This is a genomic window from Paenibacillus glycinis, assembly GCF_009909185.1.
Lineage (GTDB): Bacteria > Bacillota > Bacilli > Paenibacillales > Paenibacillaceae > Paenibacillus_Z > Paenibacillus_Z glycinis.
This window is the reverse complement of the sequence record NZ_JAAAMV010000021.1, coordinates 1-25,292: the sequence shown is the minus strand read 5'-3', so window position 1 is coordinate 25,292 and position 25,292 is coordinate 1. Positions and strand designations below refer to the sequence as shown.

Here is a 25,292-nt window from a genome sequence, read left to right as displayed (position 1 = left end):
TGCATGCGGGAGGGGAAGCAAGATGGGGTTGAAAACCAACCGGCCGCTCGTCACGATCGTCATTCCGTTCTATAACGATCCGTACGTCGCGGAAGCGGTCGAAAGCGCGCTGACCCAGACGTATCGGGAGATCGAGGTCATCGTCGTCGATGACGGATCGACGAAGCATCAGGACCAGCTGCGCCGGTACGAAGGGCGCATTCATTACATCGGCAAAGCCAACGGGGGAACGGCGAGCGCGCTGAACAGCGGCTTTCGGCTGGCGAACGGGAAGTACGTGGCCTGGCTCAGCTCCGACGATCGGTTCTATCCGGACAAAATCAGGCGACAGGTCGAGGCGATGGAGCGGGCGGGCTCGCCGATCAGCCATACCGGGTTCGACGTCATCGACGGCCGCGGCAAAATGACAGACTTCGATATTATCCCGCCCGGCATCGCATCTGGCGACTTCTACCGGGCGTTCCAGCACGGCAATCCCGTGAACGGCTGCACGGTCGTCATGACCAAGGAACTGTACCGGATCACCGGACCGTTCAACGAAACGCTGCGCTACACGCAGGATCTGGATTATTGGTTCCGGGTGCTGCTCTCCGGCACGCCGTTCCTGCTGGTCCCGGAGCCGCTCTGCGCCTACCGGAGGCACGAAGCGATGGGCACGCTCAAGCATGCCGACGCGGTCGCGCTCGAAACCAAGGGCACCTTCGCGAGGTACGAGGCGCGCTGGCAGTCGTATTTGAAGCAGCTCGGCCTTCTCCCGCGGGGGCGGGAGCTGCCGCGCAAGAAGCCGGAAAGCGGCAAGCAGCGCGGCACGTCGCGCTGAACGAACAGCCGGGGATCGCGTCCCGCGATCCCCGGCTGTCGACGGCGTACATATGAATGTTCAAAGGGTGCGGCGGAGGCCGGTCGGACAGGCGTTCGCGGCCCGGCGGCATTGATGGCTTTGAATGATTGCGCCTGTTACCGTCGAACCGGCCATAGCGGCCCGTCATTCGTGCACATTCGGCCGTAGCCGATTCGAGAGGGCGCTTGCGTCCAGAGGTTCGAACGGCTTGTCCGCGCGTCAGGCGAACAAGCTGATCAAGTTGCCGTCCGGGTCGGCGACGATCGCGTAGCGCTGGCCCCAGAAGGCGTCCCACGGCTCGCGGCGGCCTTCGTATCCACGTTCGACGATTCGCCCGTACAGCGCGTTCAAGGCTTCGGCATCGTCGCAGCGGAATGCCAGCTCGATCCGGTGTCCGGCCGGCTGCTCCCAGCCGCCGTATACGTCTCTCGCGACATCGATCGTGTCGAACGCGATGCGGACGCCTTCCTGCGCGATTTCCACGTGCGGCCGTCCGTCCGCCTCTTCGGGAATATCGAATCCGAGCGCGCGGTAAAACGCCAACGCCCGGCTCATATCCGCGACGACGATGCCGACCATGTCGAGTTTGATTGCCATGCTTATCGACTCCTTTCCGGTTTTATCCAGTATAGCATAATCGGCTGCCGCTTCTTCCGGATCAAGGCGGCGGCTGCGCTTTTCAAATCATGCGGGCGGCAGTACAATGGAAGGCAGGGAACAAACGTTTGGCGATGACCGGCAATGCCAGCCGGCCGATCGGAAGAGGTGTTCGAAGAGATGGAGCATACGGAGCCGTTTGCGTTCAAGGCGGGCGATTACCCGGATAAGCCGGGCTGCTATCTGATGCGGGACGCGTCGGGACGCCTGCTGTACGTCGGCAAATCCAAGAAGCTCAGAAGCCGCCTGCGGTCGTACTTCACGACACGGCATGCGCGCAAGCGGCTGGGGGAGCTCGTGGCGCAGATCGCGAGCATTGAAATCATTCTCGTCAATAATGAAACGGAAAGCCTGCTGCTGGAAAACAACCTGATCAAAATCCATAAGCCGCCGTACAACCGCGCGCTCAAACGGGACAACAGCGGCTATGCCTACCTGGAGCTCACCGCGGAGCGCATCCCGCGCCTGGCGGTGCATTACCGGGATCGCCGGGAACAGGAGGCGCCTGCAGCGGACAAGCCCCCCGGATCCGCATCGCGGCCCGCTTCCGCCGGGCCGAGGCGCTTCGGTCCGTTCGCGAGCGCGAGATTCCGCAACGAGCTGCTGGAATTTCTGGCCGACCATTACAAGCTGCGTTCCTGCGCGACGCTGCCGAAGCGCGCCTGCCTGCTGTACCACATCGGCAAATGCAGCGGGATCTGCGAGGGCCATGTATCCGAGGCGGACTACGCCAAGGACGTCAAGCAGGTGTCGGAGCTGCTGTTCGGCGGCAGCAAGGACGCCCTGATCGCGCGAATGTACCGACAGATGGGCGAATACGCGGAGCAGCTCAAATTCGAGAAGGCGCAGAACATGCTGTCGCATATCCGCAACCTGGAGAAGACGCCGGAAGCCCAGATCGTCGACCGGGAAACGAACGTCAATCAGGAAGTGCTGTATTTCGGCGGCGACGGCGTCATGATCGCGAAGGTGCAGCAGGGCATGCTGCGGGATTTTCAGCTACATGAGCTGGAGCGGGGCTTCGCGGAAACCGCTTGCGACCGGTTTCTTATTCAGCGCTACAGAGCGGTGACGAAGCCGGACGAGCTGATCGTCAACCGGGTGGCCGACCCGGGAGCGGTGCGCAGGGCGCTGCGACGTCCGGGAGAGGGACAAGTCCCGGCGCTGCGCATCACCCAGCCCAAGCGCGGGCTGAAGCGCGCGCTGCTCGAACTATGCCGGGAGAATTACGAATACCGCAAGGGCGGCACAGAAGAACCGCACCCGGAGGATTGATAGTCATAGCATGGTCGCCGCAAGCCGGCGCAATAGTTTTCCATAGGGAAGGGAGAATGACCATGCCGCCGAGAAGCGACGCAAGCCAAGCGTCGGCATACCGCCGACTGGACGATTACATGCGCGGCGTCAAAGAAGAGCTCGCAACCGGAGCGGCCTTGTGCGTCGTCAGGGGAGATGCCGTCGTTCATGAATGGTATGACGGCCGCGCCGATTCGAACCCGGGCAGCCGGCCGATCGACGCGGATTCGCAATTTCATCTGGCCTCCATCCGCAAGACGTATCTCGGATTCGCCGTCAGCCTCGCCATCGAGGAAGGGTTAATCGCGAGCGTGGACGACCTCGCGGCGGATTATCTCGAGGACGCCGACCGGACGCTGCTGAAAGGCACCACGATCCGTCATTTGCTCACGCATACGCATGGCCTCCGGCCGGGAAGCGCGATAATCCGCGTCTTCCCGGCCGGTACGGGATGGAGCTACAATAATGCCGGCGTGAACCTGCTCATCCGCATCGTTCGGCGCGTCTTCGGCCGTCCGCTCGCCGAGGTGCTGCGCGAACGCGTCTTCCGGCCGCTCGGCTTCTCGCGGACGGACTGGCGCGCGGAGCCGGCGGAGCGCCTTGTCTGGATGAACGAGGCTTATCGCGGCGACCGCGGGGACGAAGCGAATCTGTTCGCCAGCGCGAGGGAGCTCGCTTATTGGGGATATCTCCATGTGCGCAAGGGCCGTATCGGCGGCAAGCAGATCGCTCCGGCGAGCGTATTCGAACGGGCGGCATCGATCGCCGCTCCGGAGGAGCTGCCGGCCGATTGCCCGCGCAACGGCTTCTTCTGGTGGGTGCAGGACCGCGCTTCGGCCGTCTCCGAGTTAGGGCCAAGGCTGCCGCGGGGCGCGTTCCAATCGCTTGGCGTATATGGATGCGCGGTGCTCGCGATCCCGTCGCACGACGCGGTGGCGGTCCGGATGCTGAACGCGTTCAAGCCGAATCCGCCCGGCTACGAATATTTGGCGGACATCCGCGGCTTCGGCGATTTGGTGATCGAGACGTTGGAATATGCTAGTATGAAAGAATAGTTCGGCCCCGAGGGCCGCATGGCGGGAAGGAGAATGGCGATGGATCCGTTGTTGCTTGACATTCCGGCGCAATTCGAGACGGAGCGGCTGCTGATTCGCGTGCCGCGTCCGGGTGACGGGCGCGCCGTATTCGAGGCGATGCAGGCATCATTGCCCGAGCTGCGGGCATGGCTGCCGTTCGCCCGGCAGGAACCGACCGAAGAAGAGACGGAGGCGAATCTCCGCATAGCCTGCGCCAAGTTCATCTTGCGCGAAGACATGCGCCTGCTGCTGTTCGACAAGGCGAGCGGCCGCTTCGTCGGCTCCTCGGGTCTGCATCGTCCGGATTGGGACGTTCGGAAATTCGAGATCGGCTATTGGCTGGACAGCCGGCTCTGCGGCCAAGGCTACATGACGGAAGCGGTGCAGGGCATCACGGCATTCGCGTTCACGGAGCTGCTGGCGCGCAGGGTCGAGATCCGCTGCGACGCGCTGAACGAGAAGAGCCAGGCGATTCCGATGCGTCTCGGCTATTGGCATGAAGGCACGCTGCGCAACGACGGACTGTCGACGGACGGGACGCGCGCGCGGGATACGTATATTTTCGCGATGATACCGTAATCGACAAGCCGGAGGCGCATGAATGAACAAGAAACAGTTGATCCTGGATGCCGGCGGCGTGATCGTCACGAACCTGACCCCGGGCTTCTGGGAAACGATCGCGGCGGCCGCTTCCGGAAGCTATGAAGAGATCAGGGCGGCGTACGCGGCCGATATCCGCGATGGCCTATGGACCGGCGCGCTCGCGGAGGCCGAGTTCTGGAGCTGGCTGAGCGCGCATTGTCCGGGCTTGGCGGAGCAGGAAGCGCGGGCGCTGCTTCACCGCAATATCCGGCTGCTGCCCGCATTCCATTGCATACCGGCATGGAGCCTGCTGGCGGACGTGCACATCCTGAGCAATCACCGCGCGGAATGGCTGGGGCCGCATCTGGAAAGGCTGGGGCCGCATCTGGGGCATGTCGTCATATCGAGCGAGGCAGGGGCAAGCAAGCCTTCCGGGGAGATTTACGCGGCCCTGCACGCGAAGCTGAATCCGTCGGCATCCGTGCTGTACGTGGATGATCACCGCAAGAATCTGACCCCCGCGGAAGCGCTCGGCTGGCAAGGCTTGCTGGCGGACGAAGAAGGTTCATGGATCGAACAAGCGAATCGATGGCTGCACAAGGAGTAGACAACCATGCATGAATTGACATTGAAGGACGTAGGGATTACAGATCCCGATTTGCTCGGCCTGATCGACCGGCTGGATGCTTATTTGTATGGCCTGTATCCGCCGGAAGAGGTGTTCGGCGTCGATTTGGACGATCCCGAATTGACGGACATCCATTTCGTCGTGGCGTATCTGGACGGGAAGCCGGTCGGCTGCGGCGCGATCAAGGAGATCGACAAGACCGCGACGGAGCTGAAGCGTTTTTACGTGGAACCGGAAGCGCGCAACCGGGGCATCGCGGGTCGGATGCTCCGTTATCTGGAGGACAAGGCCGGCGCGCAGGGCTATGCGCGCATTCGGCTGGAGACGGGCGTTCCGCAGCTTGAAGCCGTGGCCTTCTATAAAAAGAACGGTTATTGCGCCATCGAGCCGTACGGCGAATATATCGGCTGTCCGTCCAGCCTATGTTTCGAGAAGCTGCTGCAAGGCTAGGCTAGTGAACGTAAGCGTAATCGAAGGAAAGAGGAGGTTATCGGATGGCGGGCATCGCGAAAAATATAACGGATTTGATCGGCAATACCCCGATGCTGGAGCTTTCGAAGTTCGGGGGCAGCGGGCGGCTCGAGGCGAGAATCATCGCCAAGCTGGAGTATTTCAACCCTGCGGGCAGCGTCAAGGACCGCATCGGCTATGCGATGATCAAGGATGCGGAGGAACGCGGGCTGCTGAAGCCGGATTCCGTCATCATCGAGCCGACGAGCGGCAACACGGGCGTCGGGCTCGCGTTCGCGGCGGCGGCTATGGGCTACCGCCTCGTCATCGTGCTGCCGGAGAGCTTCAGCCTGGAGCGGCGGAAGCTGTTGACCGCGCTTGGCGCGGAGCTGGTGCTGACGCCGGCGATGGAAGGCATGGCGGGAGCGATCGCGAAGGCCGAGCAATTGGCGGCCGAAATTCCGCATTCGTTCATTCCGCAGCAGTTCGAGAATCCGGCCAATCCGGCGATCCACAAACGGACGACGGCCGAAGAGATTTGGCGGGACACCGAGGGCGCCGTCGATATTTTCGTCGCGGGCGTCGGCACGGGCGGGACGGTATCGGGCGTCGGAGAGGCGCTGAAGCAGAAGAAGCCGTCCGTCCGGATCGTGGCGGTCGAGCCGTACGATTCGCAGGTGCTGGCAGGCGGAAAGAAGGGCGGCCATGCCATTCAGGGCATCGGCGCCGGCTTCGTGCCCGGCAATTTCAACCGCGCGGTCGTCGACGAGATCGTGCCGGTCCATAACGAGGAAGCGATCGAGACGGCGCGCGCGCTGGCCAAGCAGGAAGGCCTGCTCGTCGGGATCTCGTCGGGCGCCGCGGCATTCGCCGCGCTCGCGCTGGCCAAACGGCCGGAGAACCAAGGCAAGAACATCGTCGTGCTGCTGCCGGACACCGGCGAGCGGTACCTGTCCACGGCACTGTTCGACGCGTAGTGCCGATCGACTAAAGCGCTCGGGCTTCCGGGAGAGGAGACAAGCCGCTTGCTGACCAATCTCTTCGTCGTCTTCGCCATGACGACGATCATCCATACGGCGGAGACGCTCTCGTATGCCGTCCGGCTTGCGGGCGTTCGCCTGAACAAAATCGCCGTCGCGCTGTCCTTGACGGGCATGATCGTGCTCGTATCGCGGACGGCGAACATGGTGCAGGGGCCGATCGCGGCCAAGTTCGTCGATTACGGACGAACGCATGCCGGGTTTCCCATGCTGCAGTACTTGCGGTTCACGCTGCTCGCGTCGTCGGTCGGCACGCTGCTCGCGATCGTTCTGTTTCCGACCTGCGTCAATCTGTTCGGCCGCATGATCGCGAAGCTGGAGGTGGCCGGTTCCGTGCCGAAGCTCGTGTCCAGCGTGACGATCGGCCAGCTCAAAAACACGCGGCATTATATCCGGGCGCCCCGCTTCAATCTCAGCCGGTTCCGGTACTTGGACATCTCGAAGACGTTCATGCTGCTCAGCATCGTCGTTACGTCCTTCTACACCGTCGGCGTGCTGGCGGCGCTCTACGCGGCCCACTTGTTCCCCGAGCTAAGCTCGACGGCGGGGCAATCCTCCGGCATCATCAACGGCGTCGCGACGATTCTGCTGACCATCTTCATCGATCCGCAGCTCGGGCTCATCACGGACAAAGCGCTCGGCAGCGCGGAGTACCGGACGAAGCTCGGCAGAATCTACGTCGTGCTCATGACGACGCGGTTTCTGGGCACGATGGCCGCGCAGCTGGTGTTGGTTCCGGCGGCCTACATGATCGGGTATTTCGTGAAGCTGATCTGAGCGGTACGTTCGAGATGGGAATATTACAAGGGAGTTCAAAAAGCCCGGCCCGCCATAAAAGAAAGTTCTACTACAATGATTCACTGCGCGCCCGTACTCCGTATCCGGACAGGAGCGATCGCAGTGGATCTTTTTGTTTATCGCGAAGGTGGACGCCAGGGAACGGTTCGCGTGCCGTACTCGTATACTGCATTCGCGTGCCGCAGACGCGTACAGCATTCGTTTGCCGCATTTCGCTTACCGCATTCGCTTCTGGTGTATGTAAGGCATCCATTCGTGTCCGCATCGACAGGCCGCTTCCCAAGGCAGCTTGTCCGCTTTATCTTCGGAGCTGGGCGGTTCTATGCGCGATCGGCCGAGGCCCGGCGCTGGCCTCCTTCGCTCCCGATGCCGGCGAAGGCGGCAAGCCGCGCCTTCCGGCCGCGCGAGACCGAAAGGCATCGACAGCCATGACGGGTCTGCCGTTCGCTACGGGAGCTGGGCGATCAGCTGATCCAGCTGGGCAGCATAGCGGGCAGTGGTCATGCCGGCTTCGCCCATGATCGTGTCGAAATGGCGCACGGTGCCCATCTGGGAGTGGCGCCGGTAGATCGTAAGGGCTTCGTTCAAGTAATGAAAGTCCACGCGCTGCAGCAGTGCGCGGATCCAGAAGTCGTAGTCGTGGGTATACGGCAGCCCCGGGTTGAACCCGCCGAGCTCCTCGAACAGCTCCTTGGTCATCATGATCGTGCACCCGTTGATGGGGCAGCCGGTCCGGATGCCCTGGATGAAGGCTTTGGCCGACGGATATTTGGTGCCGGCCGCGTAATGCGTGATCGCGCCGTGCTCGTTCATGATATGGAAATCGGTGTGGCAGATCCGGGCGTTCGCCCGCTCCATGTAGGCGACCTGCTTGGCGACTTTGTCGGAGAGGAACCGGTCGTCGGAGCTGAGCCAGGCGATGTATTTGCCGGTGGCCATGGAAAAGCCGTGGTTCAGCGCGCTGCCCGTTCCGCCGTTGGCTTTGCCGATGTAATGGATGCGCGAGCGATACGGCGCGATGACGTCCTGATGCCGGGTCGAGCCGTCGTCGACGACGATCACCTCAAGGTTCGGATACGTCTGGTAGAGCGCGCTCACGATCGCTTGATCGACGTAGTGATCGTTATAGAAAGGAATGATGATCGATACTTTTGGCAGCATGATCGTGCACCTCTTCGAACAGAATGAGATTCCTCTTCCTACTTACTATACGGGGCCAGGGCGAATGCGATACGGTCAGCTGTTCCGGGGCGTCTGGCCATCTTTGGCCGGCTTAGGCCCGGAGTCCGAGCGCGCCGAGCACGTTGACGATGTCTGCGGCATACCGTTCAAGGGAGAACCGGGTCCGGATATGCTGCTGCGCCTGCAGCCGGAGCTGCTCGGTTAACGGCCGATTGTCGAACAGCTCCTTCGCTTCCCGGACGGCTTCTTCCACGCTGCGCGATAAGAAAAATTTGCCGGTCCGATTATGGTCGATAAAGCAGCGGACGCCGTCGGAGTCCGTGGACAGCACGGGGCAGCGGCAGCTCATGGCTTCCGCGACGGCATAGCCGAAACCTTCGGTATACGAGGTCGAGAGCAGCATGCCGCCGGAATCGCCGATGGCCGATAAGTAATGGGGCATATGGCCGTGCGGGATATTGGAGCGGACGAGCAGGCGGGCTTCCAGGTCGAGCTCGCGCACCAGATGGTGGAATTTCTCCCGTTCGCCGGGCTCGGAGATCGTCGCATCCTCGAACATCCAGAGCTGCAGGTCCGGCTTCTCCTTCGCGAGCGCGGCGGCGATGCGCAGATACAGCGGCCAGTTCTTGTTGTTCTCGAGCCGCCCGATCCAGCCGAGGATCGGCGCGCCGGACGGGTTGAGCCAAGGGGACGGACGATGGCTGAACTGGTCGGTGTCGATCATGTTCTGCACGTAGAACCTCGGAAAATCGCCGAGGTACCGCTGGAACAGCACCATCATGTGCGAGGTCGGAGGACTGATGGCGCCTCGGGCGTACATGCGGATGAACGTGGAGGCGAAGGCGAGCGTGGATTCGGCTTGTTCCGTCGTCCCGAGCCCTTGCGCCTCGTAGATGATCGTGCCGCGGTACCCGAGTCCGTGAAGCCGCTGCAGCATCAGGTGGTCGCAGGTGACGACGATGGCGTCGTACCCGCCGGTTTGCAGCACGTGGATGATTTCGAAGTCGTTGTTGGTCACGAAATGAGGAATGCCGGTCATGTTTTGCGTCCCGGCGCCGTTCCACAGATAGAGGGCATGGGCCTCGATGCCGACGGCACGCAGCGCATGGTAGCGCAGCCGGTTGAGCGTCTCGATTCCGCCGCTTGGGATAAAGTACGTAAACAATAGCTTCATGGCATTCCTACCTCCCGGGTTACGCGCATTTACCCTAGTGTATGCCCGACTGCATTGGCCCGTATGGGTACTTGTCAGCCATTCTGCAAGACTATCAATTCTTCCTTATGGTAAAATGAGGCTATTGAAGAAAGGGGACTCGATCGCCATGGACATCAAAGCAGCGCTGGAAGAAATCAACGAAGCCGCGGCCAAGCAGCCGGAAGGCGTCGTATACGCTCCGATCGCGATGGAAGGCGCGTTGGCCGCCGGCGCGCTCGCGCAGGTCGCGCCGTATCTCAAGCAGCAGAATTACGCATCCGTCGTGATCGTGGCCGACGACAACACATGGGAGGCGGCCGGAGAACGGCTCGCCGAGTTATTGCGAGCGGCTGCCGTTCCGTTCGGCGTGTGCCGGCTCAAGCCGAACGGACAGGGCGACGTGATCGCGGACGAACGGACCATCGTGCAGGCGATGCTGGAGACGCCGAAGGAAGCGCAGGCGATGCTGGCCGTCGGCTCCGGCACGATTCACGACGTGGTCCGGTTCGTATGCTCGCAGACGAACCGCGTCTTCGTGTCCGTGCCGACGGCGGCTTCCGTGGACGGCTTCACGTCCGTCGGCGCGCCGATTATCGTGGACGGCTTCAAGCAGACGGTCCCGGCGATCGCGCCGACCGCGATCTTCGCCGACCTGGACGTGCTGTCGGCCGCGCCGCAGCGCATGACGGCAGCGGGCTTCGGGGATATGCTGGGCAAATTCACGTCGCTGGCGGACTGGCGCTTCTCCGCCGAGATGGCGGGCGAGCCCTTCTGTCCGCTCGCGTTCGAGCTGACCGAACGGGCGCTGCTGGCATGCATAGGTGCGGTCGACGAGATCGCGTCCGGCACGCCGCGCGGCGTGGAAACGCTGATGGAGGCGCTGCTGCTTTCCGGCTGGTCGATGCTGCTCGTCGGCCATTCGCGGCCGGCTTCCGGAGGCGAGCATCATCTGTCGCATCATTGGGAGATGGCGTATCTGAAGGAAGGCCGCAGGCAGCTCCTGCACGGCGCCAAGGTCGGCGTCGCTTGCGCGCTGCTGGCGAAGCTTTACCGCGACCGGCTCGGCGAGGCGTACCCGTCGATATTCGGCGGGCTGCCGGAGGGAGAGCAGCTGCAGGCTTGGCTCCGGCGGGCCGGGGGACCGGCCGTTCCCGAAGAGATCGGTCTGACCCGGGAGCTGCTGGACGAATCGCTGCGGGAAGCGCACCTGCTGCGCGACCGCTATACGGGCTTGAAGCATTTGGTGCTGCGCGGCGGAGCATAGGCGACAGTTCGGCGGGTTAAACCGAAGCAAGGCGCAGGCGCGCGTACATGACGTACGGCGGCTGCGCCTATTTGTCGTTGCGCGGCTTATCGCGATGCCGCTCGAATCAAGACTTCCGAATACAGCGCAGGATACAGCGCAAGATACAGTGCAGGATACTGCGCAGGCACGAAAAAACCGCAGCCCGAATCGCCTTCGATTCGGGCTGCGGCAAGCGTTGGCACGGCAAGCTTACTCCAGGTATTTCGAGATGAATTTGAAGGCGTTGTCCGGCCGTTCCGAATTGACCCGGATGCCCGCGATGTACTCTTTGCCGATGACCGGAAGTTCCTTCAGCAAGGGGCTGCCGGAGATATCGACGCCGTACACATGCTCCTCGGGCACGTCCTCCGTCTTGGCCTTGACGCCGAGCTCCGGCTTGACGGCCGCGCCGAGCTTGGCGGCGTTGTCGCCGTCGAGCGGCAGGAGCGAGCCGTCCTGCGCCAGCTTCAAGAAGTTTACTTTATCCAAAATGTAGACGTCCGCCTTGTTCATCATGAGATCGATCATGCTCTTCTGGATGAGCGCGGAATCCTGCTCGCTCTTGATGTCCGCCGGCACGTACGTGAAGAAGCCTTGGACGCGCTTCCAATCCGGGAACTGCGCCAGGAACTTGTCCTCCATCGGCTTCAGGTCGCTGACGGGATAGCTGCCGTCCGGGCTATAGTACTCGCCGAAGAAGGAGACGCTTACATCGATCGGCGGCAGCTTGGCGAGCTCGGCCATTTTGTGGCGGTGGTCGACGTACGCCTTGGTGCCGAAAATGACGATCAGGATGAGCGCGATGACGCCGAGCACGTGGAATTTATAGTAGCTGAAGAAATGGTCGACCTTCTGGGCGGAGCCGGCCATTCCTTTGTATTTGCCGTAAGCGGCGGCGTTGAACTGCTCCATCGTCTTCTTCTCGTCGTATTCCAAAATCAATTTATAGGCTTTGTTGATCTCCTCCAGGCTCAGCGCCTGTTCGTCCGGTTGGCCCGTCTCTTCGCGCTGCCGGCTGGCGCGTTCCCTGCGGATCAATAGAAAATAGCGTTTCTCGACGTCATCCTTGGATGCGCCTTCGGGCAGGCCGAGCAGCTCGTAAGCTTTCTTCAGTTCATCCATAACGGGGCTACCTTCGCTTTCTATAGGTTCGTATACGTTCTAGTATACCGCCTTTGCCCCTTTCGGGCAAAATGAGAATAACGGCAATCGCCGCGCTCCGCCAGCCAGGCCCGTCATCCGCGCCGCATCGGGAAAATCGGCCATCCCGCGCGATGCACAAGATCTATCGGAAATTCATATCTTACATCAAAACCGATAGATAATAAGGTGATAGCGTTGCCTACGGTCATCAACTATAATAGCGCCAGATTGAACAATGTCTCGGACGGAGCCGTTCTGACGGTGACGTCGGCCGAGCCGCAGCTGCTGCTGACGATGGGAATTTACGTATCCGCTCCCGGATCGGTCCTGGAAATCATGTCCACGATCGGCACCCAGACGCCGCTTGACCCCACGCTGTTAGTCGCGACGGTCCTGGTGGATTCCGTCGTACAAGGATCGGCTGACATCTTCATCGATCCGCCGAACTCTGCGCTGCTGTCGTTCCATACGATTCTTGAAAACCTGGCGGTCGGCCACCATGCGATTCAGTTGTTTTTAACGACGATCGATGCGGATGTGGGCATCGACGGCCCGGTATCGATGTCGGCATGGGTGCTCGCTTAATCGGGGATCGATGTTCCAAAAAAGCCCTTCGACTGTCCGGTTTCGGGCAGTCGAAGGGCTTTTCGCTTGATCGGGACAACAATGCATCGTAAACGGAGCCGTTATCAAGGTCAAGCCGGGACGCTACGGAATAGACTGCCCTAGTTCGGTTCGCTTTATAACGTCCAGCGCAGCAGGAGCGCAGACTCCGTCAGGCCGCCGCCGAAGCCGTACAGAAGCAGGGCGTCGCCGTTCTTGATCCGCTCTTCCTTGAGCGCCAAATCGATCGCGAGCGGGATGGAAGCCGCCGAGGTGTTCCCGTATTCCCGCATGCTCGTAAGCGTGCGCTCGAGCGGGATGCCGGTGCGCTCGCAGACGGATTCGACGATGCGCATGTTGGCGCTGTGCGGCACGAACCAATCGATGTCCGCGACCGACAAGCCGTTGCGTTCCATGAGGGCGTTGATGCCTTTGGGCACGGTGGTCACGGCCCAGCGGTAAACCTCGCGGCCGTTCTGCACGATCAAGCCGTTCGTCTGGATCGGCACGCCGTCGATCGACGGCGCGAGGGAGGAGCGGTACAGATGATGGCCGTCGTTGCCTTTGGTGCTGTTATAAGACGCGAGGAACGCGCCGTCCTCGCTTCGTTCCACGAGCATGGCGCCTGCGCCGTCGCCGAACAGGATGCAAGTGGAGCGGTCCGCGTAATCCGTCGCCTTGGACAGCGTCTCCGCGCCGATGACGAGGATTTTATGATAAGCGCCGGAGAGGATCAGGCCGTTCGCCATCTGCAGCGCGGAGACGAAGCCGGCGCACGCGGCCTGGATGTCGGCGGCGCCGCAGGAGGCGATGCCGAACTCCGCTTGCACGCGCGCGGCCATGCTCGGGAAGTACGTTTCCGGCGTCGTCGTCGCGACGAGTACGTAATCGACGTCCTCGAGCACGACGCCGTATCGCAGCTGCAGGTCCCGGACCGCGCCGAAGCACATGTCGCTGCAGAATTCGCCTTCCGCGGCGATCCGCCGTTCTTTGATCCCCGTCCGTTGGAAGATCCATTCGTCCGTCGTTTCCACCATCTGCTCCAAATCGGCATTCGTGAGGATTCGTTCCGGAACATAAGCGCCAAAAGCCGTAATTGCCGCATGGGAATGCAAAGGTTGCTGAAGCATGGAACTCAACTCCTTAGTATCTAGTCCTAAGTTCTGGTACTAATGAGTCTAGCCTACACCTATATTCGATCTTTGTCTATAGTCCGATTTAGTTTTTTGAATGATTTTCTAAGGATCTATTTTGCCCAAGAAATCGTGTTTTTATTCAAGAATAATAAAAATTTGTTCCATAGCTCCGCAGCGTTCGATATGAAAAGAAAGCGCCCCAATAGACTCTCGGAACGAAGATCGGCAGCCGTCCTTGCACGAACGGGCAGTGGAGTCGCAATATATGTTATCGTATGTATTGCCGAATGTTGGATAAAATGAAAATGAAAAAAGTATATATTCGTCATTGCAAACGGAGGCTTCCTATGTTCGAGCTACCTGTCTATGTATGGATAATCACCTTAGCAGGCGCTATCGGCATCGCGACAATGACCTGCGTCGTGCTGTATCGAGGAGCCATCGGAGCCGGTCTCAGCCGTAGGCGAATTACCGTTTTCATCTCGATCAAAGCGCTCGCGCTCGGCGGTTGGTTCATCATCAGCGCAATCTTTGCTGCCAATGGCGGTTACCGCGTCCAGCCTGGTGAGCTAGGATTTCCCTGGCTGCCCACGGCAGTCGTGGTCTTCTTAGGCAGTCTATTTGCCCTCACGTTTGTCCCGACGGCAAGGAAAATCCTGAATGAACCGTCGATGACAGGCACCTTTATGCAGCCTCATGGATTCCGGGTTGTCGGAGTCGTATTTCTAATCGCGATGGGTATGGGGTACTTACCTGCCGCTTTTGCCATCCCCGCAGGCGTGGGCGATATCGCCGTAAGCATCGCTACGCCGTTCGTCGTGCGGAAACTCGCGCGTGGCACAGGTCGCCGTGCAGCGTTATGGTTCAACGCACTCGGTATCGCCGATCTGATGCTCGCGCTAGTCCTCGGTGCATTGGTTGCATACGGGTTCTTCCCTGGCAGTACATTTGCTCGGGCGATTTCGGAGCTGCCTCTCGTGCTGATCCCGACCGCGGCCGTGCCGATACTGTTCGTCCTGCACATCAGATCGCTGTTCTCCCTTGCCAGGTTACCGAAAGCGCAGTGAAAACTTCGGATTGATTGTGACTTTTTTCGGTTGTTGCCAAGACAAAAACACCTTCAAGTTGTTCTCCATATCTTACGACATGGAAGCTTCGTCTTGAAGGTGTCTTGTATTTGTCTCGCTTTATGAAGCCGGCAGCCGAAAGGCTGCCGGCTTCATAAAGCGATGTTCACGGGGTGGCGTAACGCAGAGAGATTACCACGCCACAACGCCTTGCTCATTCAGGAATTCGCCGTTATGGCGCTTGCCGTCCGTGGCGTAACCTACGATGATGGCTGCTCCCTCGGCTTTGGATTTGCCGCCTTTCGAATTGCCGTTCAGATCGGTCGTGGTGAAACCGGGCGTGATCGCAAATACTTGCGCATTGCTGTTTCTAACTTCATAGGCCATGGAAATGGTCATGGCATTGTTGGCCGTTTTGGAAGAATTATAATCGAATGCGTTTAAAGTGACTGCTGCGTTTTGCATATGGTCAAGGGAGGCCATATCGGTCGATACGTTTACGACAGTGCCTTCGTTTTCCTTGATTAACGGGAACAAAAGCTGATTCAAGCGGTAGGTTCCGAAGAAGCTCACTTCAAACGCGTTCCGCAGGTCCGCTTCTTTCGTTTCCGTGAACGAACGGGAAAACGCGCCCGGCATGCCGGCGTTATTGACCAGCAGCTTTAATTCCGGATATTTCGTTTTGATCGCGTGCGCGCCTTGCTCGATTTTTTGCGAATCGGTCATGTCGATTTGCACGAACGCTACGTCCAACCCTTGGGCGGCCAGTTCGGAAACGGCTGCTTCGCCCCGTTCGGGATCGCGGGCGCCTAGGATCACCTTCCAGCCCTTTTCGCCCAGCTGCTTTGCGATCTCGAATCCGATTCCTTTGTTGGCTCCCGTTACGAAGGCGGTATGTTTCAAAATAAATCCCTCTTTCCTAAATGATTTTCGTTGCATGATGTATAACTTACTATGCTACACTAAGTGTAGGTCAACGATAATTTTTAATATACGCGAGGACACTATGTTTACAATCGGACAAGCAGCGAAGGAAGCCGGGTTGAACATCGGAGCGATTCGTTTCTACGAGAGAAAGGGATTGCTGGAACCGGCTGCGCGAAGCGCGCAAAATAATCGTCTCTATACAGAGAACGAGCTCAATTGGCTGGTATTCATCAAATGTTTGCGCGAAACCGGAATGGGCGTGGAAGACATCAAGCAGTACTATGACATGGTCAAAGCCGGAACCGCGACGCTCCCCGAGCGAATCAAGCTCATTCAAGAACAAAAGGAAAAGCTTCTGGTCGATATCGAAGCGAAGAAGTCGCAGCTTGCCCACTTGGAGCAGAAGCTTGACCGATATTATCGCGGAGAAAATTATTAGCGCGCTGGATTCGCGCAACGACAATAGCGGCAGTCTGAGGCATCGTTTGTTATGTCTTGGCCTGTCGCTGTTTCGTGTTGAGCAAGAAGCTATTGACACCTCGACTACTGCGTGTTACTTTATAGTAGTAGTAAGTAACACTTGATACCAGTGATACAGAATAGCAAGGAGTGAGCGAGCTGGAAAATCTAACGGAAATGCTCAAAGGGGCGCTCGAGGGCTGCGTCCTTGAAATTATAAGCCGCAACGAAACCTACGGCTACGAGATCACGCGCCGGCTGAACGCCCTCGGCTTTGCGGATGTCGTGGAGGGAACGGTGTACACCATCCTGATCCGGCTTGAAAAAAACAAGCTGGTGGAGATCTCCAAGAAGCCATCCGACATGGGCCCGCCGCGAAAGTTTTTCGCGATCAACGAAGCGGGACGCGAGGAGCTGCGGAGGTTCTGGGAAAAATGGGCGTTCGTATCATCCAAAATAAACGAGTTAAAGGAGAACCGACCATGAATTTTTGGGAAAAAATCACCGGCAGCGACATGACGAAAGCATTGAAAGACTTCGAATCGCGAGTCAAGCAGCTGCCGGCCGACTATCAAGCGGCATGGGCGCAAATCAATGCCTATCTTTGGCCGCACGGCGACTTCACCGGTCGGAATCTCATGCCGATTCTTGACGGCGTGCTCGGCCTGCTCGAAGAAACGGCGGCGGACGGTCAGCGCGTCCAAGACGTATTGGGCGACGATATCCAAGGCTTCTGTTCGGCGCTGGCCGGCGAAGAAGGGGCAACATCTTATCGCGACAAGTGGCGCCGGCAGCTCAACCAGACGATCGCCAAAAAATTGCGCAAATAGGAGGAAGGATACCATGAGCATACAAGATATGATCAAAGGCAAAAAAGAGTGGCGGGCGCATATGGCGCGCGTCAAAGCACTGCCGCAAGATTATCAGATCGTCTATAAAGAGCTTCAAAGATATCTTTTTAAGGTCGGCCCTGTCGAGTTGACCGAAGGGACGGGTTTGCTCTCGGGAATTATCGATCTTTTCGAAGAAGGCGCGGCCTCGGGGAAAGGCGTGCTCGAAGTGACGGGCAGCGACGTGGCGGCGTTCTGCGACGATCTCATCAAAGATTCGAAAACGTACGCCGACATCTTCCAAGAATCGGTTGTCCGAGAAAGCAGGAAGGCCTTGAAGCGGGATACGGATCGAACAAAGTAAAGGGGGGAGAGCGGGATGCAAAAGGCCATTGAAGTGAAGGGTCTGCGGAAGTCTTTCAAGGACACGGAAGTCCTGAGGGGCGTCGATTTCGAAGTAAAGCGAGGCGAGATTTTCGCCCTGCTCGGCTCCAACGGCGCGGGCAAGACGACGATTGTCCGAATCCTCGCCACGCTGCTCGAACAGGACGGAGGCACCGCCATCGTAAACGGATTCGACGTCGCGTCAAAACCGGAACAAGTGCGTCATGCGATCAGCCTGACCGGCCAATTCGCCGCGGTTGACGAGATTTTGACCGGGCGGGAGAATCTGATCCTAATCGCCAAGCTGCGGCACCTTGAGCATCCGCGTCTGGTCGCGGACGAGATGCTGATACGCTTCGGCCTGACAGATGCCGCGGACCGTAAAGCCGCTACGTATTCGGGCGGCATGCGCCGCAGGCTCGACATTGCCTTGAGCCTTGTCGGACAAACGCAGATCATTTTCCTCGACGAGCCGACTACCGGTCTTGATCCAGAGGCCCGCATCGAGGTCTGGAAGATCGCCAAGGAACTTGCAGACGGCGGTACGACGATATTTCTGACTACGCAGTACTTGGACGAAGCCGAGCACCTTGCCGATCGAATCGCCATTTTGCACGAGGGCAGGATCATTGCCCATGGCACGCTTGAGGAATTGAAGAGACTGTTCCCGCCGGCAAAGGTGGAGTATGTGGAAAAACAACCTTCATTGGAAGAGATTTTTCTCGCGATCATCGGTAAAAGGGAGGGTAGGCAACCATGAACAAAACCTTTCTCGGCGAAATGAGCGTGATGCTTGGACGCTCCATGCGTCATATTTTCCGCAGCATGGACACTATCGTCACCGTTTGCATCACTCCGATTGCGATGATGCTGCTGTTCGTCTACGTGTTTGGCGGCGCGATCGAGACCGGCACGGATAACTATGTGAACTACTTGCTGCCCGGTATCCTGCTGATCGCGATTGCAAGCGGGATATCCTATACGGCTTATCGTCTCTTTATGGATAAGCAGCGGGGCATCATCGAGCGGTTCCGCTCCATGCCGATCGCGCGTTCCGCCGTGCTGTGGGGGCATGTGCTGACCTCGCTGGTATCCAACGTCATATCGCTCGTCGTCATCATTCTCGTAGCGCTCTTGATGGGCTTTCGCTCGTCGGCGGGCGTCCTGCCATGGCTCGCCGTAACCGGCATACTCGTGCTATTTACGCTGGCGTTGACTTGGGTCGCGGCGATTGCCGGATTGTCCGGAAAAACGGTGGAAGGCGCAAGCGCCTTTTCCTATCCGCTAATCTTCCTGCCGTTTATCAGCTCGGCCTTCGTGCCGACCGATTCGATGCCGAAGGTCGTGCGCGCTTTCGCCGACAACCAGCCGGTGACTTCAATCGTGGAAACGATCCGTGCGCTGCTGTCCGGTCAGCCTGCGGGCAATGAGATTTGGATCGCGCTCGCGTGGTGCGTCGGGATTATGATCGTCGCTTATATTTTCGCGATGCGCGCGTATGCACGAAAAGCAGCTTAATCAGCGCGTGCCAAGCTATCTTTTTTCCAAAAAGCGAATCGCTTTTTTGGCAAGCGCGGCAATTTCGAGTCGCTCCAATGTTTTACAATATTCCTTCCGAATCTCTCCGTCCAACATTGGTATGTCATCTTCTAAATAATCCACGACACGTAGATCTTGAAACCAATCCCCCGGTTCGGCTTCCGGCTGGCTTGCATTTTTCCAAGCGACCTCCAAGTTGGGGCTGTAAAATCTTTTTGCATCGTGGTGAATTTGACATGCTTTTAACCTTAATGGGGAGGTAATTCCCGGGACGCCTTCATTTACACTGTTGAATAGATGCGGCCAGTAATCCTTCCTGGAGCCCGTATGCGGATTGCGCTTTGCCCATTCTAAAGCCTGCAGGTTAAATTCCGGATTCTTAAACAAAACGGCATAGAGCTTTTTGCCAAATAAAATTCGCTCATGGAGGGACTGGAATTGGTATAGCGTCTGCCCCTTTAAACGATTGCCTTCAGCAGGAAATAGAATTTGATTGAAGGACAGCAAATCCTGAAGGTGGAATTTCATTTTATTAAGTACTTCTTGTTGATAATAAGGGTTCTGAATGACCCTTTGTTCCAAGTAACTTTGTTCATTGATTACTAACCCGATACAATGGATATACGCATCTCGGGTTCTCCAAAAATAGTCCCAAATCGCTTCCATGAAAATAGAAACCTTCAGTCGAGGCAGTAAATAAAACAGGGGTCTATTTGTCTTTACGCTCTCTTCGTATAGCAGAAGTTGCGGGTATACATCTTGGAAAATGAGCCAGTTGCCGCGTTCTAAAAATCGGAAAAACAAGTCCCGTTCCTCGTCCGAGAGCAGTTGGGTTAGAAACTCTCCCTTCAGATCGGTCATGTTCCAGCCGCCATTCCGCGATACCATATGTCCTAAGAAGGCCCAATGCATCTCAGGATGACGGAGATAAAAGGCAAGATAGGCTTTGGTTCTCGTCACGTTATTAAGGTTATGCTCCCGGGTCATCGAACTAATGTTGTCCAGGAGCTTTCTATCTGAAGACGTTAACGCATCCGAGATATCCGGGGAGTGTTTTAATCTTTTCTTTAATTCCCCCCGGATCGTTTCAAGCGGCGTTTTTTGGCGGTTTCTTGTAAATAAGATAGGCGCTTCCCTCCCGATTGAATTCTCTATTGAAGAGACGAATAGGTATATCCGAAAGAGGGGTAACGGGAGGATGGAGTGCCGGGTACGAGGAAGGGGATAAAGCGGAGCATGGAAACAATACGAAAAGAGCCGTCTCCCGATGCTTATATGCTTACTTTACGACGGGCTATAGCGATTAATGATGAATTAATTGGCGGGCTTGCCGTAGGAGCCTAAGCAAACAGCGGCGAAGGACGGAGTAAAGTCGACAGCAATTGGGAGCTGCCTAACGTGTGAACGTAAAACGAAGGATAAAGCGAATTGAGCAAAAGCAGTCCATCCTCGGTTGAGGGTGAACTGCTTTTTCGTTGCTGGGATGCACTTTCCAGTTCAGAGTCCTTGTCGCGACAAAACGCGAGAAGCCGTTTTTTGCGGTTAAGCGGCGGCGGGGATGAATTCGGGAAGCGGCACACTCGCTGCCGGTCGGATGACCGGCTTACGATGGTATTTTTAGACCATGAGCAAGTAAAGGCGGTTATAAGCGTGTTGATGACTGTAACAGGGATGTAAGTTCAAAGTGCTCTAGCTATCCGATTACGCGAACCGGATTTCTTTCTTGAAATGAGCAAATTTAGAGATTTTGCTAGTATGATAGATATAAGGTGAAAAATAATGGAGTGAAGATAGCGAAACAACGGTTGATGCTTTTTGATTTGAAGAAATAATGATAAGGGGAGAAATTGCATATGAATGCTAAGAAACCAGTTAAGCTAATGGATTTAGTTGATGAAATTGAGATGAAAATGGATGATACGTATACATATATAAATTCAATAACAGGAGAAGTGATTACGCTATCAAGAGAAGAAATTGGAGCGGCTGAAGATGAAATGTCACTCGAAAGATTTCCTGAATGGCAAAGAGAGAACATCGAGAGAGCTATGCAAATTCTTGAAGATGAAGATGGGATCTACGTCGACTTTACATTAAGAAACGACTTTAATGAATATAAACTCATGGAAGATTTTATTGGGGCTTTAGAGGATGAAGAAATTCGAGAAAAACTGTCTGAAGAAATTCAAGGTCGAGGAGCTTTCCGCAGATTTAAAGATTACATTACGGAACATGATGTTGATAAACAATGGTATGCCTACAAAGAAAGAAAGTTAAAGGAATTCGTAATTGAATGGTGTAAGGAACACGATATTGAAATTCGGACTTAAGCTAGGGGAGTTCAATCGTCTCACGAATAATTTATTGGCATGCTAATGTTGAAATGTGAAGGTGATTTCTTTGAATATTATGACGATGGAATGTGAGGGCTTAGACCCGTCGAGCCATGGGATGGTAAACACCAGGGCACTTGTGGAGTTTGCGTGCAGTAGAGTTAGGCAGAAAGGAATGGCTGAAGCAATTCCTTTGTTCCCGCATACCCAGTTACTGGGCTAACGGCATCCGCCCATAGCTTTCTCCACCTCCATATCTATTTCAAGGTGATGAAATCCTGCGAATGAGTGAGTATATGTGAGATAAACCCTTAAAACCGAGGGACGGGCAGTTTAGCGCAACAATTACTATCCAATTACGTCATATATTGGGTGAGTGAATAGGCAGCGAACTCCTCAGCTACAAGAACGAACGGTGGAGATTTGAATGTCAAGGAGGCTTGGGATGCGTCGTAAAAGAACACTAATAATTTCTTTTACTGGATTTTTAGGTTTACTGGTAGTGTTCCTTTATTTCACTCCTTTTGCAGGAAACATTGTAGAGCATACAAGATTTCAAGGGTACGCTAGAAACATTGGTATTAAAATCATTAAAAAATCTCCACCTCTTCCCAATGTTACTTCGGGACAAACACAAATTCCAGTTATCCAAAGTACATATTGTTGGGGTAATTTAGGATGTGCAGATTATGCAGATGTAGAAACAATGTTAAGAGGGGTTACTCCTACTACTATAAGTCCTAAAGAAGACATTGAAATTTCGTTCGAATATAAAACAGCACCTAGTAGCTTAATCATTCAGCAATATGTTGATGGAAAACCAACACAAATTCCATTGCAAGGTGGATCTTTCAAGGCTCCAAAAGAAAAAGGAATATATAAATACGGCATATCTGCAGATTTTTCAAAAGGTGATACATCATCCGTTTTTGTTATAGAAGTCAGATGATTATGCTCCCTCAGAGAATAAAGGTTTTCTCGCGAATGCTCGCTCATTCGCAGAATTTCATATGCATGAATCAATAGGAGTTTCAAGAATTACATGAGAGGGGCTAAGCTGCTCCGTTTGAGGGCATGCGGGAATAGAAGGTGTTGGTTTGTTTACAACATCTCCCATGAAAGGTTTTACTGCACGCCTCTCTCCACAAGGTCCTTGGGATTCACTCTCCCAAATCTCGACGGGTCTATGCCCTCACATTCCTTCGTCCTATCTATCCAAGGTGTGGAGTCCGATCAACGTTAACGGAACGGGTCTATGCCCTAAAGCGTAAAAATCTCGGTACTCCGTGCTTTCTTTATGAAATCTTGCAAATGAGACGATCCATCGGGCTAGGTTGCGCGTTTAGTTGTTTAAGCTGCTGCTAATAGCGGTTGAGCTTTGTTCGCGGAGAAAGTTTGTCCTTCTCGCGCCATGGCTACAAGCATGCGAGCCAATTTCCCAATCAGCTTCATCATGGATTGCATTTTCGTCATTCGTTTTACTTCAATATTGTGTGCATGTAAGGCTTGAAATGCACGGTTGTGAGATAAAAGGTGAAACACCGAGAAGTACAAATGCTTACGCAGCAATGAGTTTCCTCGTTTGGTCAGCTTAATGTGCCCTTTATACTTGCCGGAGCTACGTTCCGCTAAGTTCAAGCCAGCCTTTCGCAATAACTGGTTCCCATGAGACAACTTACGTAGGTCCCCTCCAAATGCAAATAGGGCAGCCGTTGCAGGCACGGAAACACCAACGGATCGAACGAGATCCGAACAGGGGATTTCAGGCAATAGCTTTTCAATCATCTCGTCCGCTTCATCAATGATGTGGCAGATTCGTTCAAATTCTTCAATGAGGTGCCGCAGCTCCCATTTGTCTTCTTCAAGGGCAGTGGCGTCACCAACGCTATGTCTTGCGAGTGCTTGGAGCTCAAGCGCCTTGTTTCTGCCTCGCATACCGCCAGGTCTATCCATGTACTCTCCCCAGATCTGTACCATTTGTTCCGGAGCCAATTGCACGATGTCAGATGGGGCTGGAAAACGACGCAAAGTGGCTAGTGAACGAGGAGTAAAAATGTCTTCGAACGCTTGCCTATACTCAGGAAAACGGATGTCCAGCCAGCGGTGGATTCTGTTCTTAATGCGACCGGATTTAACAACCCAATGCTCTCTGTTTGTAACCATAACTCGCATACGGCGAAAGGCTTCATCCTTTGGAGAGAAGGGCGTGTAGAACCCGCGACTCACCGCATCGGCAATGACCAAAGCATCCTTTGGGTCATTCTTGGAAGGGGAGTTGTCTCTGTTTTCCTTATTACGTTTGGTCGTCATTGGATTGACAAGGACAACAGAAACGCCTTGTTTCACCAACCAATTCGCGATGTTGAACCAGTAGTGGCCGGTACTTTCCATTCCCACAACGACGTCATTCAACTGGTGAATGTTCTGCAATTTACGAATACTGCTGATTAAATGCTCAAAGCCCGCATGTTCGTTTGAGAACGAGAGTGGGCGATTGGTGAGGACGATACCTCGAAAGTTAATTGCTTGAGCAGCATGTTTCTCCTTGGCAATGTCGATGCCAATGACAAGAGTCGAAGTGGAAATGCGTTCTACACGTTGATTTTGAGCTTTAACTAGTCTAGACTTCATTTATAACGCCTCCTAAGGTGAGTTCTGAGGGCTGCAACCCAGTACATACTCATCCTAGCGAGGCGTTCGTTTTTCTGCAAATCGCATCTACTAACACCTACAGGAATGTTAACGGGTAACTGATAGTTGAACACATATTGAAGCAGCTTGCCCGGCGACAGCTGCTCCATTTTTCATTAAGCTGATATGAACGAGGCGGTCAATACCTCTCTTCAAAAATCATTTTCTAAGGGGAATTGCTTTAAAATCTTGGCACGAAGGCAAAGCGATGACGGTGGTTAACAGTCTGATATGCGCGGGTTGGGTACCGCATTTCATCCATCCGTCTTTGGAGCTGCCTCGGACTAACGGCGCACGTTCGGCTTTTAATCAGTTTCCTAGTGCATAGCTTAACATGAGGGTTCTCCTTACCGGTGTTTGCCTCCGAGCCAAGATTTCAAATCCTCGTCGTGGCCATCCAGTTACAAAACTAAGCGATTAATACGGTTGCCGACTGCTTCTTCTCAATTGTACAACCAATAGCCCATACAAACCCGATGAGTTCCCTGGCAACGGCAACAGCAGCTTGCTTCCCGCCTTTCCCTCTAGTAGTGATGCCATCATATTTCTGGTGCAGTCGATGCTGCGCTTTCCAGGCAATGCGCTTGGCTTCTGGATCTTGACCTTCCTGGCGAGAGCGGAGTTGTCCTTTTAGAGCAGGAGCATGGCGATAGGACCAAGCAGATTCTACGATGACATGACGAATATGAGCATTCCCAACCTTCGTGATGGATCCTTGCCAACGGCTAGCGCCGCTTGAATACTCTTTAGGAACGAGTCCTGCATACGACATCAATTGCCTGGGACTTGAAAAGCGAGAGAACTGTCCGATTTCTGCTACTAATGTTGTTGCGGTTACCTCTGCTACGCCACGCATGGTTTGAAGAGCCTGGATAACAGGGGCATGAATACTGGTTGTTGCTTGTTCATGAATTTCAAGTTCAATGCGTTTCATTCGATCCGTCACTTCATCAATAGCATGAAGGTATTCTTGGAACACGATGCGCTGTGATGATTTTTCAAAGCGAAGTCCAGCTAGCCATTCTCGATGCGTGCCGGACCAGTTTCGTGTACCCTTTGGTGGACGCAGGTCGTGACGAAGTAAGAACTGGACAAGGCGAAGGCGAGCACGTTGCAAGTCTTCCTTAGCGTCATGACGAGCGCGAACCAA

General features: G+C 55.8%; 28 protein-coding genes. 19 read left to right on the top strand and 9 right to left on the bottom strand.

Annotation, left to right across the window (positions count from 1 at the left end):
• The first annotated feature begins 22 nt into the window (after positions 1 to 22).
• Positions 23 to 820: a glycosyltransferase gene (locus tag GT019_RS21735; protein WP_201755505.1), complete on the top strand. Its 798-nt coding sequence runs from the start codon at positions 23 to 25 to the stop codon at positions 818 to 820.
• A gap of 240 nt (positions 821 to 1,060) precedes the next feature.
• Here the strand turns inward: GT019_RS21735 and GT019_RS21730 are convergent, their stop codons facing one another.
• Positions 1,061 to 1,438: a VOC family protein gene (locus GT019_RS21730; protein ID WP_161745355.1), complete on the bottom strand. Its 378-nt coding sequence runs from the start codon at positions 1,436 to 1,438 to the stop codon at positions 1,061 to 1,063.
• A 144-nt stretch (positions 1,439 to 1,582) separates the two neighbouring features.
• Here GT019_RS21730 and GT019_RS21725 point away from each other — a divergent pair, with 144 nt between their 5' ends.
• The 7 genes from GT019_RS21725 (at position 1,583) to GT019_RS21695 (ending at position 7,347) form a co-directional block, all read left to right on the top strand.
• Positions 1,583 to 2,773, top strand: coding sequence for a GIY-YIG nuclease family protein (locus GT019_RS21725; protein ID WP_235948925.1), 1,191 nt, complete (start codon positions 1,583 to 1,585; stop codon positions 2,771 to 2,773).
• A 62-nt stretch (positions 2,774 to 2,835) separates the two neighbouring features.
• Positions 2,836 to 3,849, top strand: coding sequence for a serine hydrolase domain-containing protein (locus GT019_RS21720; RefSeq protein WP_235948922.1), 1,014 nt, complete (start codon positions 2,836 to 2,838; stop codon positions 3,847 to 3,849).
• 39 nt (positions 3,850 to 3,888) lie between these two features.
• Positions 3,889 to 4,449 (top strand): GNAT family N-acetyltransferase, encoded by a 561-nt coding sequence (locus tag GT019_RS21715; protein WP_161745351.1) that lies wholly within the window; start codon positions 3,889 to 3,891, stop codon positions 4,447 to 4,449.
• Between the two features lie 22 nt (positions 4,450 to 4,471).
• Positions 4,472 to 5,059, top strand: a complete 588-nt coding sequence (locus tag GT019_RS21710) for an HAD family hydrolase (protein ID WP_161745349.1) — start codon at positions 4,472 to 4,474, stop codon at positions 5,057 to 5,059.
• Positions 5,060 to 5,065: 6 nt separating this feature from the next.
• A complete protein-coding gene (locus tag GT019_RS21705) occupies positions 5,066 to 5,530 on the top strand; it encodes a GNAT family N-acetyltransferase (RefSeq protein WP_161745347.1) in 465 nt (154 codons plus the stop codon).
• A gap of 44 nt (positions 5,531 to 5,574) precedes the next feature.
• Complete coding sequence (gene cysK / locus GT019_RS21700) at positions 5,575 to 6,507, top strand: cysteine synthase A (protein ID WP_161745345.1); 933 nt, start codon at positions 5,575 to 5,577, stop codon at positions 6,505 to 6,507.
• Positions 6,508 to 6,555: 48 nt separating this feature from the next.
• Complete coding sequence (locus GT019_RS21695) at positions 6,556 to 7,347, top strand: lipid II flippase Amj family protein (RefSeq protein WP_161745343.1); 792 nt, start codon at positions 6,556 to 6,558, stop codon at positions 7,345 to 7,347.
• A 468-nt stretch (positions 7,348 to 7,815) separates the two neighbouring features.
• Here GT019_RS21695 and GT019_RS21690 read toward each other — a convergent pair whose 3' ends face one another.
• Together GT019_RS21690 and GT019_RS21685 are read right to left on the bottom strand one after the other, a co-directional pair.
• Positions 7,816 to 8,529, bottom strand: a complete 714-nt coding sequence (locus GT019_RS21690; protein ID WP_161745341.1) for a glycosyltransferase — start codon at positions 8,527 to 8,529, stop codon at positions 7,816 to 7,818.
• Positions 8,530 to 8,641: 112 nt separating this feature from the next.
• The gene (locus tag GT019_RS21685; RefSeq protein ID WP_161745339.1) at positions 8,642 to 9,724 is read right to left on the bottom strand and encodes a glycosyltransferase family 4 protein; all 1,083 of its coding nucleotides are present in this window, start codon (positions 9,722 to 9,724) and stop codon (positions 8,642 to 8,644) included.
• 148 nt (positions 9,725 to 9,872) lie between these two features.
• Between GT019_RS21685 and GT019_RS21680 the strand changes: the two genes are divergently transcribed.
• Positions 9,873 to 11,009: a sn-glycerol-1-phosphate dehydrogenase gene (locus tag GT019_RS21680; protein ID WP_161745337.1), complete on the top strand. Its 1,137-nt coding sequence runs from the start codon at positions 9,873 to 9,875 to the stop codon at positions 11,007 to 11,009.
• A gap of 231 nt (positions 11,010 to 11,240) precedes the next feature.
• On the opposite strand, the gene GT019_RS21675 is transcribed toward GT019_RS21680, so the two are convergent.
• Positions 11,241 to 12,152 (bottom strand): J domain-containing protein, encoded by a 912-nt coding sequence (locus tag GT019_RS21675; protein ID WP_161745335.1) that lies wholly within the window; start codon positions 12,150 to 12,152, stop codon positions 11,241 to 11,243.
• A gap of 216 nt (positions 12,153 to 12,368) precedes the next feature.
• Between GT019_RS21675 and GT019_RS21670 the strand changes: the two genes are divergently transcribed.
• Positions 12,369 to 12,758, top strand: coding sequence for a hypothetical protein (locus GT019_RS21670; RefSeq protein WP_161745333.1), 390 nt, complete (start codon positions 12,369 to 12,371; stop codon positions 12,756 to 12,758).
• A gap of 155 nt (positions 12,759 to 12,913) precedes the next feature.
• On the opposite strand, the gene GT019_RS21665 is transcribed toward GT019_RS21670, so the two are convergent.
• The gene (locus tag GT019_RS21665; protein WP_161745330.1) at positions 12,914 to 13,906 is read right to left on the bottom strand and encodes a ketoacyl-ACP synthase III; all 993 of its coding nucleotides are present in this window, start codon (positions 13,904 to 13,906) and stop codon (positions 12,914 to 12,916) included.
• 353 nt (positions 13,907 to 14,259) lie between these two features.
• Here GT019_RS21665 and GT019_RS21660 point away from each other — a divergent pair, with 353 nt between their 5' ends.
• The gene (locus tag GT019_RS21660; RefSeq protein ID WP_161745328.1) at positions 14,260 to 14,979 is read left to right on the top strand and encodes a hypothetical protein; all 720 of its coding nucleotides are present in this window, start codon (positions 14,260 to 14,262) and stop codon (positions 14,977 to 14,979) included.
• A 192-nt stretch (positions 14,980 to 15,171) separates the two neighbouring features.
• Here the strand turns inward: GT019_RS21660 and GT019_RS21655 are convergent, their stop codons facing one another.
• Positions 15,172 to 15,882, bottom strand: a complete 711-nt coding sequence (locus GT019_RS21655; protein WP_161745326.1) for an SDR family NAD(P)-dependent oxidoreductase — start codon at positions 15,880 to 15,882, stop codon at positions 15,172 to 15,174.
• A 103-nt stretch (positions 15,883 to 15,985) separates the two neighbouring features.
• On the opposite strand from GT019_RS21655, the gene GT019_RS21650 reads away from it, so the two are divergent.
• From GT019_RS21650 to GT019_RS21625, 6 genes are all read left to right on the top strand, one after another.
• Positions 15,986 to 16,345, top strand: a complete 360-nt coding sequence (locus GT019_RS21650; RefSeq protein WP_161745323.1) for a MerR family transcriptional regulator — start codon at positions 15,986 to 15,988, stop codon at positions 16,343 to 16,345.
• A gap of 179 nt (positions 16,346 to 16,524) precedes the next feature.
• A complete protein-coding gene (locus tag GT019_RS21645) occupies positions 16,525 to 16,851 on the top strand; it encodes a PadR family transcriptional regulator (protein WP_201755508.1) in 327 nt (108 codons plus the stop codon).
• On the top strand, positions 16,848 to 17,195 hold the full coding sequence (locus tag GT019_RS21640) for a DUF1048 domain-containing protein (RefSeq protein WP_161745319.1): 348 nt from the start codon (positions 16,848 to 16,850) through the stop codon (positions 17,193 to 17,195). The genes GT019_RS21645 and GT019_RS21640 overlap by 4 nt, the downstream gene beginning before the upstream one ends.
• A gap of 13 nt (positions 17,196 to 17,208) precedes the next feature.
• The gene (locus GT019_RS21635) at positions 17,209 to 17,559 is read left to right on the top strand and encodes a DUF1048 domain-containing protein (protein WP_161745316.1); all 351 of its coding nucleotides are present in this window, start codon (positions 17,209 to 17,211) and stop codon (positions 17,557 to 17,559) included.
• A gap of 15 nt (positions 17,560 to 17,574) precedes the next feature.
• Positions 17,575 to 18,339: an ABC transporter ATP-binding protein gene (locus tag GT019_RS21630; RefSeq protein WP_161745314.1), complete on the top strand. Its 765-nt coding sequence runs from the start codon at positions 17,575 to 17,577 to the stop codon at positions 18,337 to 18,339.
• Entirely contained in the window at positions 18,336 to 19,097 is a 762-nt protein-coding gene (locus GT019_RS21625; RefSeq protein WP_161745312.1) for an ABC transporter permease, read from the top strand. The genes GT019_RS21630 and GT019_RS21625 overlap by 4 nt, the downstream gene beginning before the upstream one ends.
• A gap of 15 nt (positions 19,098 to 19,112) precedes the next feature.
• Here GT019_RS21625 and GT019_RS21620 read toward each other — a convergent pair whose 3' ends face one another.
• A complete protein-coding gene (locus tag GT019_RS21620; RefSeq protein ID WP_328804020.1) occupies positions 19,113 to 20,243 on the bottom strand; it encodes a DUF2515 family protein in 1,131 nt (376 codons plus the stop codon).
• A gap of 728 nt (positions 20,244 to 20,971) precedes the next feature.
• On the opposite strand from GT019_RS21620, the gene GT019_RS21615 reads away from it, so the two are divergent.
• Positions 20,972 to 21,448: a UPF0158 family protein gene (locus GT019_RS21615; RefSeq protein ID WP_161745308.1), complete on the top strand. Its 477-nt coding sequence runs from the start codon at positions 20,972 to 20,974 to the stop codon at positions 21,446 to 21,448.
• A gap of 448 nt (positions 21,449 to 21,896) precedes the next feature.
• Positions 21,897 to 22,400, top strand: a complete 504-nt coding sequence (locus GT019_RS21610) for a hypothetical protein (protein WP_161745306.1) — start codon at positions 21,897 to 21,899, stop codon at positions 22,398 to 22,400.
• 401 nt (positions 22,401 to 22,801) lie between these two features.
• Here GT019_RS21610 and GT019_RS21605 read toward each other — a convergent pair whose 3' ends face one another.
• Entirely contained in the window at positions 22,802 to 24,082 is a 1,281-nt protein-coding gene (locus GT019_RS21605) for an IS110 family RNA-guided transposase (RefSeq protein WP_161745304.1), read from the bottom strand.
• Positions 24,083 to 24,551: 469 nt separating this feature from the next.
• Positions 24,552 to 25,292: IS110 family RNA-guided transposase (locus GT019_RS21600; protein WP_161745302.1), on the bottom strand; the 741-nt coding region annotated here is incomplete at its 5' end.

Coding starts and splice junctions, on each gene's coding strand:
- GT019_RS21705 (WP_161745347.1), top strand. CDS start 5,066: ATGCATGAATTGACATTGAAGGACGTAGGGATTACAGATCCCGATTTG.
- GT019_RS21720 (WP_235948922.1), top strand. CDS start 2,836: ATGCCGCCGAGAAGCGACGCAAGCCAAGCGTCGGCATACCGCCGACTG.
- GT019_RS21685 (WP_161745339.1), bottom strand. CDS start 9,724: ATGAAGCTATTGTTTACGTACTTTATCCCAAGCGGCGGAATCGAGACG.
- GT019_RS21715 (WP_161745351.1), top strand. CDS start 3,889: ATGGATCCGTTGTTGCTTGACATTCCGGCGCAATTCGAGACGGAGCGG.
- GT019_RS21635 (WP_161745316.1), top strand. CDS start 17,209: ATGAGCATACAAGATATGATCAAAGGCAAAAAAGAGTGGCGGGCGCAT.
- GT019_RS21625 (WP_161745312.1), top strand. CDS start 18,336: ATGAACAAAACCTTTCTCGGCGAAATGAGCGTGATGCTTGGACGCTCC.
- GT019_RS21725 (WP_235948925.1), top strand. CDS start 1,583: ATGCCAGCCGGCCGATCGGAAGAGGTGTTCGAAGAGATGGAGCATACG.
- GT019_RS21650 (WP_161745323.1), top strand. CDS start 15,986: ATGTTTACAATCGGACAAGCAGCGAAGGAAGCCGGGTTGAACATCGGA.
- cysK (WP_161745345.1), top strand. CDS start 5,575: ATGGCGGGCATCGCGAAAAATATAACGGATTTGATCGGCAATACCCCG.
- GT019_RS21675 (WP_161745335.1), bottom strand. CDS start 12,152: ATGGATGAACTGAAGAAAGCTTACGAGCTGCTCGGCCTGCCCGAAGGC.
- GT019_RS21660 (WP_161745328.1), top strand. CDS start 14,260: ATGTTCGAGCTACCTGTCTATGTATGGATAATCACCTTAGCAGGCGCT.
- GT019_RS21710 (WP_161745349.1), top strand. CDS start 4,472: ATGAACAAGAAACAGTTGATCCTGGATGCCGGCGGCGTGATCGTCACG.
- GT019_RS21665 (WP_161745330.1), bottom strand. CDS start 13,906: ATGCTTCAGCAACCTTTGCATTCCCATGCGGCAATTACGGCTTTTGGC.
- GT019_RS21690 (WP_161745341.1), bottom strand. CDS start 8,529: ATGCTGCCAAAAGTATCGATCATCATTCCTTTCTATAACGATCACTAC.
- GT019_RS21640 (WP_161745319.1), top strand. CDS start 16,848: ATGAATTTTTGGGAAAAAATCACCGGCAGCGACATGACGAAAGCATTG.
- GT019_RS21615 (WP_161745308.1), top strand. CDS start 20,972: ATGAATGCTAAGAAACCAGTTAAGCTAATGGATTTAGTTGATGAAATT.
- GT019_RS21605 (WP_161745304.1), bottom strand. CDS start 24,082: ATGAAGTCTAGACTAGTTAAAGCTCAAAATCAACGTGTAGAACGCATT.
- GT019_RS21680 (WP_161745337.1), top strand. CDS start 9,873: ATGGACATCAAAGCAGCGCTGGAAGAAATCAACGAAGCCGCGGCCAAG.
- GT019_RS21630 (WP_161745314.1), top strand. CDS start 17,575: ATGCAAAAGGCCATTGAAGTGAAGGGTCTGCGGAAGTCTTTCAAGGAC.
- GT019_RS21610 (WP_161745306.1), top strand. CDS start 21,897: ATGCGTCGTAAAAGAACACTAATAATTTCTTTTACTGGATTTTTAGGT.
- GT019_RS21735 (WP_201755505.1), top strand. CDS start 23: ATGGGGTTGAAAACCAACCGGCCGCTCGTCACGATCGTCATTCCGTTC.
- GT019_RS21730 (WP_161745355.1), bottom strand. CDS start 1,438: ATGGCAATCAAACTCGACATGGTCGGCATCGTCGTCGCGGATATGAGC.